This window comes from Halomonas fontilapidosi, assembly GCF_014192285.1.
Lineage (GTDB): Bacteria > Pseudomonadota > Gammaproteobacteria > Pseudomonadales > Halomonadaceae > Halomonas > Halomonas fontilapidosi.
This window is the reverse complement of the sequence record NZ_JACHXQ010000002.1, coordinates 320,764-335,161: the sequence shown is the minus strand read 5'-3', so window position 1 is coordinate 335,161 and position 14,398 is coordinate 320,764. Positions and strand designations below refer to the sequence as shown.

Annotated in this window: 12 protein-coding genes; 11 read left to right on the top strand and 1 reads right to left on the bottom strand. The window is 66.7% G+C overall.

The genetic code is table 11. The annotated features are described in order from the left end of the window. The first annotated feature begins 16 nt into the window (after nucleotides 1–16). The 9 genes from murD (at nucleotide 17) to lpxC (ending at nucleotide 10,513) form a co-directional block, all read left to right on the top strand. Complete coding sequence (gene murD, locus FHR95_RS05140; protein WP_183313615.1) at nucleotides 17–1,393, top strand: UDP-N-acetylmuramoyl-L-alanine--D-glutamate ligase; 1,377 nt, start codon at nucleotides 17–19, stop codon at nucleotides 1,391–1,393. Then, nucleotides 1,390–2,601: a putative lipid II flippase FtsW gene (ftsW, locus tag FHR95_RS05135; protein ID WP_040187545.1), complete on the top strand. Its 1,212-nt coding sequence runs from the start codon at nucleotides 1,390–1,392 to the stop codon at nucleotides 2,599–2,601. The genes murD and ftsW overlap by 4 nt, the downstream gene beginning before the upstream one ends. After that, on the top strand, nucleotides 2,598–3,686 hold the full coding sequence (gene murG / locus FHR95_RS05130) for an undecaprenyldiphospho-muramoylpentapeptide beta-N-acetylglucosaminyltransferase (RefSeq protein WP_183313614.1): 1,089 nt from the start codon (nucleotides 2,598–2,600) through the stop codon (nucleotides 3,684–3,686). The genes ftsW and murG overlap by 4 nt, the downstream gene beginning before the upstream one ends. A gap of 52 nt (nucleotides 3,687–3,738) precedes the next feature. Next, a complete protein-coding gene (gene murC / locus FHR95_RS05125; RefSeq protein ID WP_246378408.1) occupies nucleotides 3,739–5,157 on the top strand; it encodes a UDP-N-acetylmuramate--L-alanine ligase in 1,419 nt (472 codons plus the stop codon). Continuing rightward, a complete protein-coding gene (locus FHR95_RS05120) occupies nucleotides 5,154–6,071 on the top strand; it encodes a D-alanine--D-alanine ligase (RefSeq protein WP_183313613.1) in 918 nt (305 codons plus the stop codon). Before murC ends, FHR95_RS05120 begins: the two co-directional genes overlap by 4 nt. A gap of 3 nt (nucleotides 6,072–6,074) precedes the next feature. Then, nucleotides 6,075–6,800: a cell division protein FtsQ/DivIB gene (locus FHR95_RS05115; RefSeq protein WP_183313612.1), complete on the top strand. Its 726-nt coding sequence runs from the start codon at nucleotides 6,075–6,077 to the stop codon at nucleotides 6,798–6,800. Nucleotides 6,801–6,993: 193 nt separating this feature from the next. After that, entirely contained in the window at nucleotides 6,994–8,283 is a 1,290-nt protein-coding gene (gene ftsA / locus FHR95_RS05110; protein WP_183313611.1) for a cell division protein FtsA, read from the top strand. Nucleotides 8,284–8,317: 34 nt separating this feature from the next. Continuing rightward, complete coding sequence (gene ftsZ / locus FHR95_RS05105) at nucleotides 8,318–9,490, top strand: cell division protein FtsZ (protein ID WP_040187539.1); 1,173 nt, start codon at nucleotides 8,318–8,320, stop codon at nucleotides 9,488–9,490. A 111-nt stretch (nucleotides 9,491–9,601) separates the two neighbouring features. Beyond that, the gene (lpxC, locus tag FHR95_RS05100) at nucleotides 9,602–10,513 is read left to right on the top strand and encodes a UDP-3-O-acyl-N-acetylglucosamine deacetylase (protein WP_040187579.1); all 912 of its coding nucleotides are present in this window, start codon (nucleotides 9,602–9,604) and stop codon (nucleotides 10,511–10,513) included. A gap of 138 nt (nucleotides 10,514–10,651) precedes the next feature. Here lpxC and FHR95_RS05095 read toward each other — a convergent pair whose 3' ends face one another. Then, on the bottom strand, nucleotides 10,652–11,077 hold the full coding sequence (locus FHR95_RS05095) for a DUF721 domain-containing protein (protein WP_082042737.1): 426 nt from the start codon (nucleotides 11,075–11,077) through the stop codon (nucleotides 10,652–10,654). Nucleotides 11,078–11,219: 142 nt separating this feature from the next. Here FHR95_RS05095 and FHR95_RS05090 point away from each other — a divergent pair, with 142 nt between their 5' ends. After that, a complete protein-coding gene (locus FHR95_RS05090; RefSeq protein ID WP_183313610.1) occupies nucleotides 11,220–11,576 on the top strand; it encodes a hypothetical protein in 357 nt (118 codons plus the stop codon). A gap of 70 nt (nucleotides 11,577–11,646) precedes the next feature. After that, a complete protein-coding gene (gene secA, locus FHR95_RS05085) occupies nucleotides 11,647–14,382 on the top strand; it encodes a preprotein translocase subunit SecA (protein WP_183313609.1) in 2,736 nt (911 codons plus the stop codon). The last annotated feature ends 16 nt before the right edge of the window (nucleotides 14,383–14,398 follow it).

Here is a 14,398-nt window from a genome sequence, read left to right as displayed (position 1 = left end):
CCGCAAGGAGCTCAACATGGTCAAGGTGCCGAAGGGAACGACGCTGGTGGTCGGGCTCGGGCTCTCCGGGCGGGCCATCTGCCGTCACCTCGGCCGTCTCGGCGTGCCCTTCATGGTCGCCGATACGCGCGAGAGGCCGCCCGGCCTGGATGACGTCCGGGCGGCTCATCCTGGCGTCGTGATTCACTGCGGCCCGCTCACCGACCTGGACCTCGCCGAGGTGGAGGAGGCGGTGGTGAGCCCCGGCGTCGATCCGCAAATGCCGGGGCTCGAAGCCCTCGCGGGGCGCACGCGCGACGCCACCGGCGAGCCGGTTCTGGTCGGGGAGATCGCGCTGTTCGTTCGCGCGGCACGGGCGCCCATTGCGGCCATCACCGGCTCCAACGCCAAGTCCACCGTGACTACCCTGGTCGGCGAGATGGCTCGCGAGGCCGGGGTGCGCGTCGCCGTGGGCGGCAACCTCGGGACGCCGGCGCTCGACCTGCTCGCGACGACACCTGACGCCGAGCTCTTCGTGCTGGAGCTTTCCAGCTTCCAGCTCGAGACCACGCCATGTCTGGGGGCCGAGACAGCTGCCTTTCTCAATCTCTCGGAGGACCACCTGGACCGCCATGGCGACATGGCGGGCTATCGGGCCGCGAAGCGGGGCATCTTCCGCGGCGCGCGGCACGCGGTGGTCAATGCCGAGGACCCCTCGACCTGGCCGGCGACGGCGTTGCCGGCCCAGGATCGTTTCACCACCCGCCTTCCCGAGGGCGATGAATGGGGCATCGCGCGGCGCGATGGTCGTGACTGGCTGATGCACGGCGACACGCCGCTGATGCCGGCCGACGAGATGCGCCTGCCGGGACGCCACAACCAGGCCAACGCCCTCGCGGCGCTGGCCATGGGCCACCACCTGGGGCTGCCGCTGGCGGTGATGGTCGCGGTGCTGCGCCGCTTCCCTGGCCTGCCCCATCGCGGCGAATTGGTGGCCGAGGTCGACGGCGTGCGCTGGATCAACGACTCCAAGGGCACCAATGTCGGTGCGACCCTGGCCGCCATTGACGGACTCGGGCCGACCCTCGAGGGGCGCCTGATCCTGCTGGCCGGTGGCGTGGGCAAGGGGGCCGACTTTCGCCCGCTGGCGGCGCCCCTGGCGCGCTACGGTCGTGGGGCGATCCTCTTCGGCCGGGATGCCGGGCGTTTGGAGGATGCCCTGCGTGGCCGGCTACCGGTGACCCGGGTCGAGGATCTGCAGGCCGCGGTGGCAAGGGCAGCAGACATCGCCATGGCCGGGGACTGTGTGCTGTTGTCCCCGGCCTGTGCCAGCCTGGACCAGTTCAGCGACTATCAGGCGCGTGGCGCGGCCTTCTGCGGGGCAGTGAGGCGACTGGCCGGGGAGGTGACATGACGCAGCGACTCTCCCGCCTGGCCCGGCGACTGAGCACCGCCGAACAGGCTTTCGATGGCTGGCTGGTGTTGGCGGCCTTTGCCCTGTTGCTGATTGGCTGGATCATGGTGACCTCGGCGTCCAGCGAGGTGGCCTCGAGCCTTACCGGCAATGCCTGGTATTTCAGCCTTCGTCACGGCATCTTCCTGCTGGGGGCGCTGGGAGTCGGAGCACTGGCCTTGCGCGTGCCTCTCGCCTGGTGGAAGGTCAATGGCCCGCTGCTGCTGCTGGTAGGGCTGTCCCTGCTGCTGCTGGTACTGCTGGTCGGACGCGAGGTCAACGGCAGCCGGCGCTGGCTCTCGCTGCCCGGGGTGCCGTTCAACCTTCAGGCCTCCGAGGTCGCCAAGTTCTGCCTGGTCGTCTATCTGGCCGGCTACCTGGAACGCTTCCTGCCCCAGGTGCGTCGTCAGTGGGGCGCCTTCCTGCGGCCCCTGGCGGTGATGGCGGTGATCGCCGGCTTGCTGATCCTCGAACCCGACTACGGTGCCGTGGTGGTGATGACCGGTGCGGTGATGGGCATGTTACTGATGGCCGGTGCCCCCTGGGGGCGTTTCCTGGCGCTGCTGCTGGTGGTGGGGGCCCTAGGGCTGCTGGCCGCCGTCGCCGAACCCTACCGGATGGCACGCCTGACCAGTTTCGCCGACCCCTGGGCCGACCAGTTTGCCAGCGGCTACCAGCTGACTCAGGCGCTGATCGCCTTCGGGCGCGGGCACTGGCTGGGCATGGGGCTAGGCAACAGCGTGCAGAAGCTGTTTTACCTGCCCGAGGCCCACACGGACTTCGTCTTCGCGGTGCTGGCCGAAGAGCTCGGTCTGCTGGGCGCCATCGCTGTGGTGGGGCTCTTTGCCCTGCTGATCTGGCGCGCCATGGCGGTGGGGCGGCGGGCCGAACTGGCCGGCCTGTGCTTCGCCGCCTACCTCAGTTACGGTTTTGCCCTGGTCCTGGGCGCCCAGGCCTTCATCAACATCGCCGTGAGCACTGGCATGCTGCCGACCAAGGGGCTGACCCTGCCGCTGCTCAGCTACGGGGGCTCGAGCCTGGTGGTGAGCTGCACGATGGTGGCGCTGCTGCTGCGCGCCGACATCGAGACGCGGCTGGCCCAGCGCCGCGCCAGGCCCACGGCTTCCCGGGCGCCATCGCCCGACAGCACACAAGGACGCGCAACATGAGCCGACGCGAGGGACACCGCGCACTGATCATGGCCGGGGGGACCGGTGGCCACGTCATCCCGGCCCTGTCGCTGGCCCGCGGCCTGGTGGCCGAGGGTGTCGAGGTTGCCTGGCTGGGCAGCCCGCGCGGCATCGAGAATCGCCTGGTGCCCGAGGCCGGCATTCCGCTGCACCGCATCGCGGTGAGCGGGCTGCGTGGCAATGGCCTGACTGGCTGGCTGCTGGCCCCTTTCAACCTGGTCCGGGCGGTATGGCAGGCGGGGCGGGTCATCCGCGACGTCGACCCTCAGCTGGTGGTCGGGCTGGGCGGCTTCGCCAGCGGCCCCGGCGGTCTGGCGGCCTGGCTGGTCCGCCGTCCGCTGGTGATCCACGAGCAGAACGCCGTGGCGGGGCTGACCAACCGGGTGCTGTCACGCTTGGCGCGCCGTGTCTATGCGGCCTTCCCCCAGGCCTTCCCCGGCCGGGCCGAAGTGGTCGGCAACCCGGTGCGTGATGAGATCGCACGGCTGGGCGAAGCCCCGCGACGCGCCGGTGAGATGGCCGGACGGCGCCTGCGGTTATTGGTCGTGGGCGGTTCCCTGGGGGCACAGGCCCTCAACGCACGACTGCCCGAGGCGCTCGCCCGGTTGCCCGAGGCGCATCGTCCCGAGGTCTGGCACCAGGCCGGCCGCGACAAGGAGGCGGCGACCCGCCATGCCTACGACGGGCAGGGGGTCGTCGCCGAGGTGACGGCCTTCATCGACGACATGGCCGGCGCCTATGCCTGGGCCGACCTGGTGGTATGTCGGGCCGGGGCCCTGACCGTGGCGGAGCTGGCTGCCGCGGCCAAACCGGCGCTGTTCGTGCCCTTTCCCCACGCGGTGGACGACCATCAGACGGCCAACGCCCGGGTCCTTGTGGAGGGACAGGCGGCGCGACTGATGCCCCAGCAGGAAATGAGCGCGGCGGCGCTGGCCGAGTGCCTAGCGTCGCTGCTGGATCCCGACACTCTCGCCACCATGGCAGCCAGGGCACGTGGCTGTGCCCATCTGGATGCCGTCGAGCGCCTGGTGGCCGGTTGCATGGAGACAGGTTTTGAGCGATGAGACTCTCGGACCGGTTCCCGGTCAGGTGACGCCTACCCATCCCGGGCGGGGGATGGGCATGCGTCGTATCCGACGCATCCACTTCGTGGGTATCGGGGGGGCCGGCATGTGCGGCATCGCCGAAGTGTTGGCCAACCAGGGCTATACGATCAGTGGCAGCGACCTCAAGGCCTCCCCGGTCGTTGCCCGCCTGCGCCAATGCGGCATCCGCGTGGCCATCGGTCATGCCGCCGAGCATGCCGAAGGCGCGGATGTGGTGGTGGTCTCCACCGCGGTGGACGAGACCAACCCCGAGATTCGCTGGGCCCACGAGCATCGCGTGCCGGTCGTGCGCCGCGCCGAGATGCTCGCCGAGCTGATGCGCTTTCGTCACGGCATCGCCGTGGCCGGCACCCACGGCAAGACCACCACCACCAGCCTCACCGCGACCTTGCTGGGCGAGGGCGGGCTGGACCCGACCTTCGTGATCGGTGGACGTCTGACCAGTGCCGGCACCAATGCACGGCTGGGGGAGGGCGACTACCTGGTGGCAGAGGCCGACGAGTCGGATGCTTCCTTCCTGCACCTGCAGCCCATGGTGGCCATCGTGACCAACATCGATGCGGACCATATGGCGACCTATGGCGGTGACTTCGAGCGGCTCAAGGGCACCTTCATCGAGTTCCTGCATAACCTGCCGTTCTACGGCCTGGCGATCCTGTGCATCGACGATGCCCACGTGCGCGGCCTGCTTGACCGCGTCAGTCGCCAGTTCGTCACCTATGGCTTCAGCGACGATGCCGACTACCGCATCGAGGGCTTCGTTCAGCGGGCTGGTGAAGTGCACTTCAGCGCGGTGCGCCCCGAAGGGCTGGCGCCGCTCGAGGTGCGCTTGGCCATGCCGGGCCGCCATAATGCCCTCAATGCCTTGGCGGCGATCGCCGTGGCCAGCGATGCCGGGGTCGATGACGATGCCATCCTGCGGGGCCTGGCGAGCTTCGAGGGGGTGGGGCGACGCTTCCAGGTGCATGGCCACTTCCCCGCGCCCCAGGGCAGCGGGGAGGTGATGCTGGTGGACGACTATGGCCACCATCCTCGCGAGGTGGCCATGGTGATCGACGCCGTGCGGGCCGGCTGGCCCGAGCGGCGCCTGGTCATGGTCTATCAGCCGCACCGTTACTCGCGCACCCGGGATCTCTACGAAGACTTCGTGCGGGTGCTGGCCGGCGTCGACACGCTGCTGCTGCTCGACGTCTACAGCGCCGGTGAGGCGCCACTGCCCGGGGCCGATGGCCGTACCCTGGCGGGCTCGATTCGTCAGCGCGGGACGGTCGACCCGATCTTCGTCCAGGACAAGAGTGAGCTGCCGGCACTTCTCCAGCGGGTGCTGCGCTCCGGCGATATCCTGATCACCCAGGGGGCAGGCGACGTGGGCGGCATCGCCCAGCACCTGGCCGATGCGGCCCTGACGCTCGAGGAGGTGACACTATGAGCCAGGATGTCGGTCGAGTGGTGGTGCTCTTCGGTGGGGACTCCGCCGAGCGCGAGGTGTCGCTGAAGAGCGGCGCCGCCGTGCTGGCGGCTCTGCTCCGGTCGGGCGTGGAGGCCATCGGCTACGATCCCGCCGACGGCGGGCTGGTCGGACTGGAGGCCCTGGCCCCCGACCGGGTCTTCATTGCCTTGCACGGCCGGGGGGGTGAAGACGGCACGCTGCAGGGAGCGCTGGAGCTGCTGGGCATTCCCTACACCGGCAGTGGGGTGCTGGCCTCGGCGCTGGGCATGGACAAGCAGCGCACCAAGCTGGTCTGGCAGGCACTGGGCCTGCCGACCCCGGAGAGCGTGATGCTCGGCCCCGAGGCCGACTGGTCGGCGGTGGTCGAGCGCCTCGGCCTGCCGCTGATCGTCAAGCCGGTGCACGAAGGGTCCACGCTGGGCATCAGCATCGTCGACAGCCGCGACGCACTGGAGGCCGCCTACCATGATGCCGCTCGCTTCGACGCCAGGGTCATGGCGGAACGCTTTATCGCGGGAGAGGAGTACACGGTATCGATGCTGGCGGGGGACGTTCTGCCGGCGATCCGCGTCGAGGTGCCCAGCGGCTTCTACGACTACGAGGCCAAGTATCTCTCCAACGACACGCGCTACCACCTGCCGTGCGGCCTCTCCGCCGACGAGGAGGCCGAACTCGCCGCACTCTGCCGGTCGGCTTTCGAGGGTATCGGGGCCCAAGGGTGGGGGCGGGTCGATGTCATGCGCGACGCCGAGGGGCGCTTCTGGCTGATCGAGGTCAATACCGTGCCGGGCATGACCGACCATAGCCTGGTGCCCCAGTCGGCGGCACACGCCGGCATCGATTTCGATGCCCTGGTACGGCGTATCCTCGCCACGGCAGGGGAGCGTCACTAGCCCATGGCGGCACGTGGAGGCTTCGTCGGTGTGCTGCTGCTTGCCCTGCTGCTGGGTGCCGGCGGGCGGGCGCTATGGGTCTGGCTCGACCGGCCCATCGAGCGAGTTTCGGTAGGCGGAGAGCTCCATCACGTCAGTGCCGACTACCTGCGCAGCCGGCTGGCCCCCCTGATCCAGGGACAGACCTGGCTCGCCGTGGACCTGCCCGCGCTGCGCCAGCAGGCCCGGGATATCGGCTGGCTGGCCGAAGTGCGCGTCAGCCGCGAATGGCCCGATGCGCTGACCTTCGAGCTGGTCGAGCAGGTGCCGGTGGCGCGCTGGAACGACACGCAGCTGCTCAACCCCGAGGGTGAGCCCTTCACCTTCGGCCCGGTGTCACCGCCCGCGGACCTGCCGGACCTTGCCGGCCCACCCGGCAGCGGGACCGAAGTGCTGGGCTACCATGCCCGGCTCGCCGCGCAGTTTGCCACCCAGGGGCTCGAGGTGCGCCAGCTGCGGCTGGAACCGCGCGGGGCCTGGCGCTTCCAGCTTGCCAGCGGCGTCTGGGTGATGCTCGGTCGCAATGATCGCGCCGCTCGCCTGGGACGTCTGGCCGCCGCCTGGCAGCGCGAGTTGGGGCCCTTGGCATCGCACATTCGCTACATCGACCTGCGCTATCCCAATGGTGTCGCGGTCGCCTGGCATGGTCAGACCGAGCCGCCCGGGGAAGAGAGTGCGGCGGACAGCTGAAGGGTCTGGCGACATTGGGGGTGTCTGGGCGGCATTTCGGGTGTTTCTTTCGTGACAAATTCGCCGTATCGTGTCGGATGATTCAGCAATCGGGCTGGTGGAACATGTAAAGTTGTTCCTATAATTGGTCCGAGCCTGCTATTCAGGATTATTCTTCCCCTTCGGGGTCAGGTTCGAGGAGACTTCCCGGCTCATGTCAGGTCCATCCAATGTGTCCAATATGGTAGTCGGGCTGGATATCGGAACATCCAAGGTCGTGGCGATCGTGGGGCAGCCCACCGATGATGGTGGGATCGAAATTGCCGGTATCGGCTCACACCCGTCACGCGGCATGAAGAAAGGCGTGGTGATCAATATCGAGTCCACGGTGCAGTCCATCCAGCGTGCCGTGGAAGAAGCCGAATTGATGGCCGGCTGTGACATCCATTCGGTCAACGTGGGCATTGCCGGCAGCCACATCAGTTCGATGAACTCGGACGGTGTGGTCGCCATCAAGGAGCGCGAAGTGGCCCCCTCGGATATCGAGCGCGTCATCGACTCTGCGCGTGCGCGAGCGATTTCGGAAGGCCAGCGTGTATTGCATGTCCTGCCTCAGGAGTTTGCCATCGATACGCAGGGGGGGATTCGGGAACCCTTGGGCATGTCTGGCGTGCGCCTCGAGGCGCGTGTCCATCTGGTCACTGCTGCCCTCAATGCCGTTCAGAATATCGAAAAGTGTGTGCGCCGCTGTGGCCTCGAGGTGGATTCGATCATCCTCGAACAGCTGGCCTCGAGCCACGCAGTCCTCACCGAGGATGAGCGTGAGCTGGGGGTCTGCATGGTGGACATCGGCGGTGGTACCACCGATATCGCGGTGTTCACCGAGGGTGCTATCCGTCATACCTCGGTGATCCCCATCGCCGGTGACCAGGTCACCAACGATATTGCCATGGCGCTGCGCACGCCTACCCAGCATGCCGAGGAAATCAAGGTCAAGTATGCCTGTGCGCTGACGCAGTTGGCCGCCAGCGACGAGATGATCAAGGTGCCCAGCGTGGGCGACCGGCCGGCCCGGGACCTGTCTCGCCAGTCACTGGCCGAGGTGGTGGAGCCGCGTTACGAGGAGCTCTTCACCCTGGTGCGTGACGAACTGCGACGCAGCGGCTATGAGGATCTCGTGGCCGCTGGCGTGGTGCTTACCGGTGGCACCTCGCGCATGGAGGGCGTCGTGGAACTGGCCGAGGAGATCTTCCATATGCCGGTCCGCATTGCTTGTCCGCAGAACGTGCGCGGCTTGGCGGATGTGGTTCGCAACCCGATTTATTCGACGGGTGTCGGTTTGCTGCATTACGCTCTACAGGAAACCCGTCAAGGGCATGGCCGCCAGGGGGCTGGCGGCATTATCCCGGCGCAACCGAGGCGTGACGACATCACCCGGCGTGATTCAGGGGAAGGGATTCCGGCGCTGGCAAGGATCAAGGGCTGGTTCAAAGGAAATTTCTGACAGGACCGCGGCCGCGGTCCAGGAGACGGGACTTATGTTCGAACTGGTAGATAGCGCACCCTCAAGTAGTGCGGTCATCAAGGTCATCGGTGTCGGGGGTGGTGGCGGCAATGCTGTCAACCACATGGTCGAGAGCAACATCGAGGGTGTCGAGTTCATCTGCGCCAATACCGATGCCCAGGCCCTCAAGCGGGTCGCCGCCAAGACGGTACTCCAGCTAGGCAGCGAGATCACCAAGGGCCTTGGGGCCGGCGCTAACCCTGATGTCGGCCGTCAGGCCGCCATGGAGGATCGCGAGCGCATCGCGGAACTGCTCGGCGGCGCCGACATGGTCTTCATCACCGCCGGCATGGGCGGCGGTACGGGCACCGGTGGCGCACCCGTCGTCGCCCAGGTGGCCAAGGAACTGGGCATCCTCACCGTGGCGGTGGTGACCCGCCCCTTCCCCTTCGAGGGGCCCAAGCGCATGCGCGCCGCCGAGGAGGGCATGAAGGAGCTCTCCGAACACGTCGACTCGCTGATCACCATCCCTAACGAGAAGCTGCTCTCGGTGCTGGGCAAGAGCGCGACCCTGCTCACCGCCTTCAGTGCCGCCAACGACGTGCTGCTCGGGGCCGTGCAGGGCATCGCCGAGCTGATCACCAGTCCCGGTATCATCAACGTCGACTTCGCCGACGTGCGCACCGTGATGTCCGAGATGGGCATGGCGATGATGGGCACCGGTGGCGCCACCGGCGAGAATCGCGCCCGCGAGGCCGCCGAGAAGGCGATCCGCAGTCCGCTGCTTGAGGATATCGACCTGCACGGTGCCCGCGGGATCCTGGTCAATATCACCGCCGGTCCGGACCTCTCCATCGGCGAGTTCAATGATGTGGGTGCCACTGTCCAGGAGTTCGCCTCCCAGGACGCCACCATCGTGGTGGGGACGTCCATCGACATGGACATGACCGACGAGCTGCGTGTCACCGTGGTGGCGGCAGGGCTCGAAGGCAACAAGGCGCAGAAGCCCGCAGCCCGAGAGACCGCGCGTCGTACCGAGGCCAGCGGCTATCGCCAGCGTCCGCAGGCGGCGGTTAGCCGGGGTCAGGCCACGGCGCCCAAGCCTGAGCCCCAGGAGGCGGCACGGCCGCAGTCCGAAAAGCGCAAGTCACAGGAGCTGGATGATTATCTGGACATTCCGGCCTTCCTGAGACGGCAGGCCGATTGATCCGGGCTATCTCGGGTATAGCGGGCGCCGGGTGAGCTTTCTTTGTTGAAACGCCCGTTCGGTGTTATAGTGAACGGTGTTTGATAACCAATGACTGCCTGGCGACTGACCATGATCAGACAACGTACCCTGAAGAACGTCATCCGCGCCACCGGCGTCGGCCTGCACTCCGGCAAGAAGGTCTACCTGACGCTTCGACCGGCACCGGTGGATACCGGCATCGTGTTCGTGCGTACCGATTTGACGCCCGAGGTGCAGATTCCGGCGCGGGCCGAGCATGTCACCGACACGACTCTATGCACCGCGCTCTCTGCCGGCGGGGCGAAGGTCGCCACCGTCGAGCATCTGATGTCGGCCTTCGCCGGCTTGGGTATCGACAATGCCTACGTCGATCTGAGCGCTCCCGAGGTGCCGATCATGGATGGCAGTGCGGGTCCTTTCGTGTTCCTGATCCAGTCGGCGGGTATTGCCGAGCAGTCCGCTGCCAAGAAGTTCATCCGTATCAAGCGCGAGATCGCGGTGCGTGAGGACGACAAGGAAGCGGTCTTCCTGCCCCATCAAGGGTTCAAGGTCTCCTTCGCCATTGACTTCGACCACCCGGTCTTCGAGGACCAGTCGCAGACGGCCATGGTGGACTTCTCGACCACTTCCTTTGTCAAGGAAGTGTCTCGCGCCCGAACGTTCGGCTTCATGCGTGATCTGGAGTATCTGCGCGCCAACAACCTGGCGCTAGGCGGTAGCCTCGACAACGCCATCGTGGTCGACGACTATCGCATCGTCAACGAAGGGGGGCTTCGCTACGATGACGAGTTCGTCAAGCACAAGGTGCTCGATGCCATCGGCGACCTCTACCAGCTCGGCTATAGCCTGATCGGCGAATTCCGCGGCGTAAAATCCGGGCATGCCCTCAACAATCAGCTTTGTCGGGCGCTGCTGGCTCAGCCACAGGCCTGGGAGCTCGTCACCTTCGAGGGCGCAACCGAGACCGCACCGATTTCCTACTCTGCGCCGGCCATGGCCTAACCTGGAGCTTGAGGAGCGGTGCGCTGCGCCTGGAAGCCTGAAACTGTAAGAACATCAACCCCGCCGGGTCTGCCAGCGGGGTTGCTTCATGATGGGATACGACTTTCCTGCCTTGCTCCTTGCCCCCCCTCATTGCCTTTACGGCTTACGTTCGGCGTGGGCCGCCAGCCGCTCCAGGGCATGCTTGAGCCCGGGGTCATCGACATCCTTGGCACAGCTCGAGATCTCGTCGGCTGCTTTCTCCGGCAGGTGGCGTACCTGGCGCAGGGGAGGCCGTGCCGGTCGCACGGGGCGGACCTTGAGGGTGAAGCCGGTCACTGACTCGAAGCCGGGAAGCTGGTGCAGCAGCTGGAGCAGGCGAGGCTGCTCGTAGCGCAGCCGGGTCAGCCAGACGGCGCGATCGGTAATCAGCGCCAGCCGCCCCTGGTGATAGCCGCCGACGAACAGGTGATCTTGTATATCCTCGGGCAGGTGATCTCGCAGGTGGCGTTGGGCGCGCTCGATCAGCGTGGCCATGCGCATCAGTGACCCCAGTTCGCCGCGACCTTCCAGCAGTCGGGACATGGGCTGTGCTCTGAACCGCTTAACCTTTATACTCATCTGCTTGGTTCTCGGGGGCCGTGCCCCTGACGTTACGCGTCGGCCACCCCAGCAGGGGTGGCCGTTGAACAGTAGAGCCTAGCACGCACAGGAGGCCGTCGACAGCATGCCAGACACCATCATCGACAACGGCGCCGGGTCCCACGGGAAGCGGTGCCGGCGCCGTTCGACACGCTGGTGGCTGGCCGGGTTGCTGGTGGGCTGTCTGTTGCCGGTCAGCCTGGCCCAGGTAGAATCCCTGCGCCCCGTGGAACGTGCCGCTCAGGTCAGTATCCTCGCGCCGGCGCTGCTGCGCGTTCGCTCCCGCCTGCATGCCCGTCGTCGTGCTCTGGTGCGCTGGGTCCAGCGCGCCGCCCGCTGGCCGAACTCTTGGCGAGCTGTGGTCCACCGGGATCGAGTGCACTGTCAGCCGGTGGCCGCACACGACGTCCTCACCCGGCGTGGCCCTCCCTGCCTGCAATGACGAGACCGCCCAGGGAGGTCGCGGGTCCGCTGCCCGCGACGCAATGCGATACGCTGCAACGGGACATTTCATGATCAACAACATGTTACGCAAGGTCGTCGGCTCGAAGAACGACCGCGAAGTCAAGCGCATGAGCCGCCAGGTGGCCGATGTGACGGGCCTGGAGAATGAGCTGGAAGGCCTCGATGAGGCGGCCCTGAAGGCTCGCACGGCGGCACTGCGCGAGCGACTGGAAAGTGGTGAATCCCTCGATGCGCTGATGCCCGAAGCCTTTGCCACGGTGCGCGAGGCCAGCAAGCGCGTCATGGGCATGCGGCATTTCGATGTGCAGATGGTGGGCGGCATTACTCTGCACCGTGGGCGCATTGCCGAGATGAAGACCGGCGAGGGCAAGACGCTGGTGGCGACCCTGGCCGTCTACCTCAATGCCCTGCCGGGAAAGGGCGTGCATGTGGTCACGGTCAACGACTACCTGGCGCGCCGCGATGCCGAATGGATGCGCCCCCTCTATGAATTTCTCGGCCTTTCGGTAGGCGTCATCTTCGCCGGGCAGACCCCGGAAGAGAAGCGCCACGCCTACGCCTGCGACATCACTTACGGCACCAACAACGAGTTCGGCTTCGATTACCTGCGCGACAACATGGCCTTCTCGCTGGAGGAGAAGGTGCAGCGGGGACTGCATTTCGCCATCATCGACGAGGTCGACTCCATCCTGATCGATGAGGCACGGACCCCGCTGATCATCTCCGGCGCGGTCGACGAGAACACCGAGCTCTATCGGGTCGTCGACCGCCTCTCGGCGAACCTCACGGCGTGCAGCGACGAGGAGGATCCGGAGAGCGGCGACTTCATCCTCGACGAGAAGCAGAAGCAGGTGGAGGTCACCGAAGCCGGTCACCGCAAGGTCGAGGAGCTGATGCGCGCTGAAGGGCTGCTGGGCGAGGAGGACTCCCTCTATGCCGCCCAAAACCTCAATCTGCTCCAGCACATGCACTCGGCGCTACGCGCGCGTCATCTCTATCACCGCGACGTGGACTATATCGTCAGCGATGGCCAGGTGGTGATCGTCGACGAGCATACCGGCCGGACCATGCCGGGGCGTCGCTGGTCGGAAGGCCTGCATCAGGCCGTGGAGGCCAAGGAGAACGTGCCGGTGCAGCGCGAGAGCCAGACGCTCGCCTCTACCACCTTCCAGAACTACTTCCGCCTCTACGACAAGCTTTCCGGGATGACCGGTACCGCTGACACCGAAGCCTTCGAGTTCCGCCAGATCTACGGCCTCGACGTGGTGGTGATCCCCACCAACCGGCCGCTGATCCGTCAGGATCTCAACGATCTGGTCTACCTCACCGCCGAGGAGAAGTTCGAGGCGATCATCGATGACGTCAAGGCTCAGACCGAGGCCGGGCGTCCGGTGCTGGTGGGTACGGCGTCCATCGAGACCAGCGAATACCTAGCCAACCTGATGAAGCGGGCCGGGATCACGTTCAATGTGCTCAACGCCAAGCAGCACCAGAGCGAGGCGGAAATCATCGCCCAGGCCGGTCGCCCCGGAGCGGTCACCATTGCCACCAACATGGCCGGTCGCGGCACCGACATCGTGCTGGGCGGCAACTGGGAAGCCGAGGCGGCCAAGCTTGAGAACCCCAGCGAGGCCCAGATCGAACAGCTCAAGGCCGAGTGGCAGGACCGCCACGAGGCGGTGCTCGAGGCCGGCGGCCTGCACGTGATCGGCTCCGAGCGCCACGAGTCGCGGCGCATCGACAACCAGCTGCGCGGCCGCGCGGGGCGCCAGGGGGATCCCGGCTCGACACGCTTCTTCCTCTCGCTGGAAGACAACCTGATGCGCCTGTTCGGCTCCGACCGGGTGCAGCGCATGATGAAGGCCCTGGGCCTGGAGCATGGCGAGGCGATCGAGCACAAGATGGTCTCCAATGCCGTGGAGCGGGCCCAGAAGAAGGTCGAGGGCCGCAATTTCGACATTCGCAAGCAACTGCTCGAGTACGACGACGTGGCCAACGACCAGCGCCGTGTCATCTACGAGCAGCGCAACGAGATACTCGCCGCCGAGGACGTCTCCGACAGCGTCATGGGTATCCGCGAGGAGGTCCTGGACCTCGCGATCAGCGAGTTCGTGCCGCCCCAGAGCCTGCCTGAGCAGTGGGACCTGGCCGGCCTGCAGGACCACCTGAAGAGCGAGTTCAATCTCGATGCGCCGGTGGTCGAGTGGGCCGAGCAGGACGAGCGCTTCCACGAGGAGCAGCTGCGCGAGCGGCTGCAGGCGATGCATCGCGAGGCCTATGAGGCCAAGGTCGCGGAGGCCGGCGAAGAGCTGATGCGCCGGTTCGAGAAGCAGGTGATGCTGCAGGTGCTCGACACCCGCTGGAAAGAGCACCTGCAGTCCATGGACCATTTGCGCCGTGGTATTCACCTGCGGGGCTATGCGCAGAAGAATCCTAAGCAGGAGTACAAGCGCGAGGCTTTCGAGCTGTTCCAGGGGCTGCTGACCAACATCAAGGCCGACGTGACGCGTATTCTCAGCCACGTCCAGGTGCGCCGCCCCGAGGAGGTCGAGGCACTGGAACGTCAGCGCCGCGAGGCACTGGAGCGCGAAAAGGCCAGTGCGGCGAGCCGTCACGACGCGCCATCGATGGCCGCTGGCGATCAGGACGATGCCCCGTCCGCACCGGCCCCGGGAGCCGACGGTCGCCCGATGCGCCGCGAAGGCCCCAAGGTCGGCCGCAATGATCCCTGTCCTTGCGGGTCGGGAAAGAAGTACAAGCAGTGCTGCGGAAAGCTGAGTTGAGGCAATGGGTCGGGAG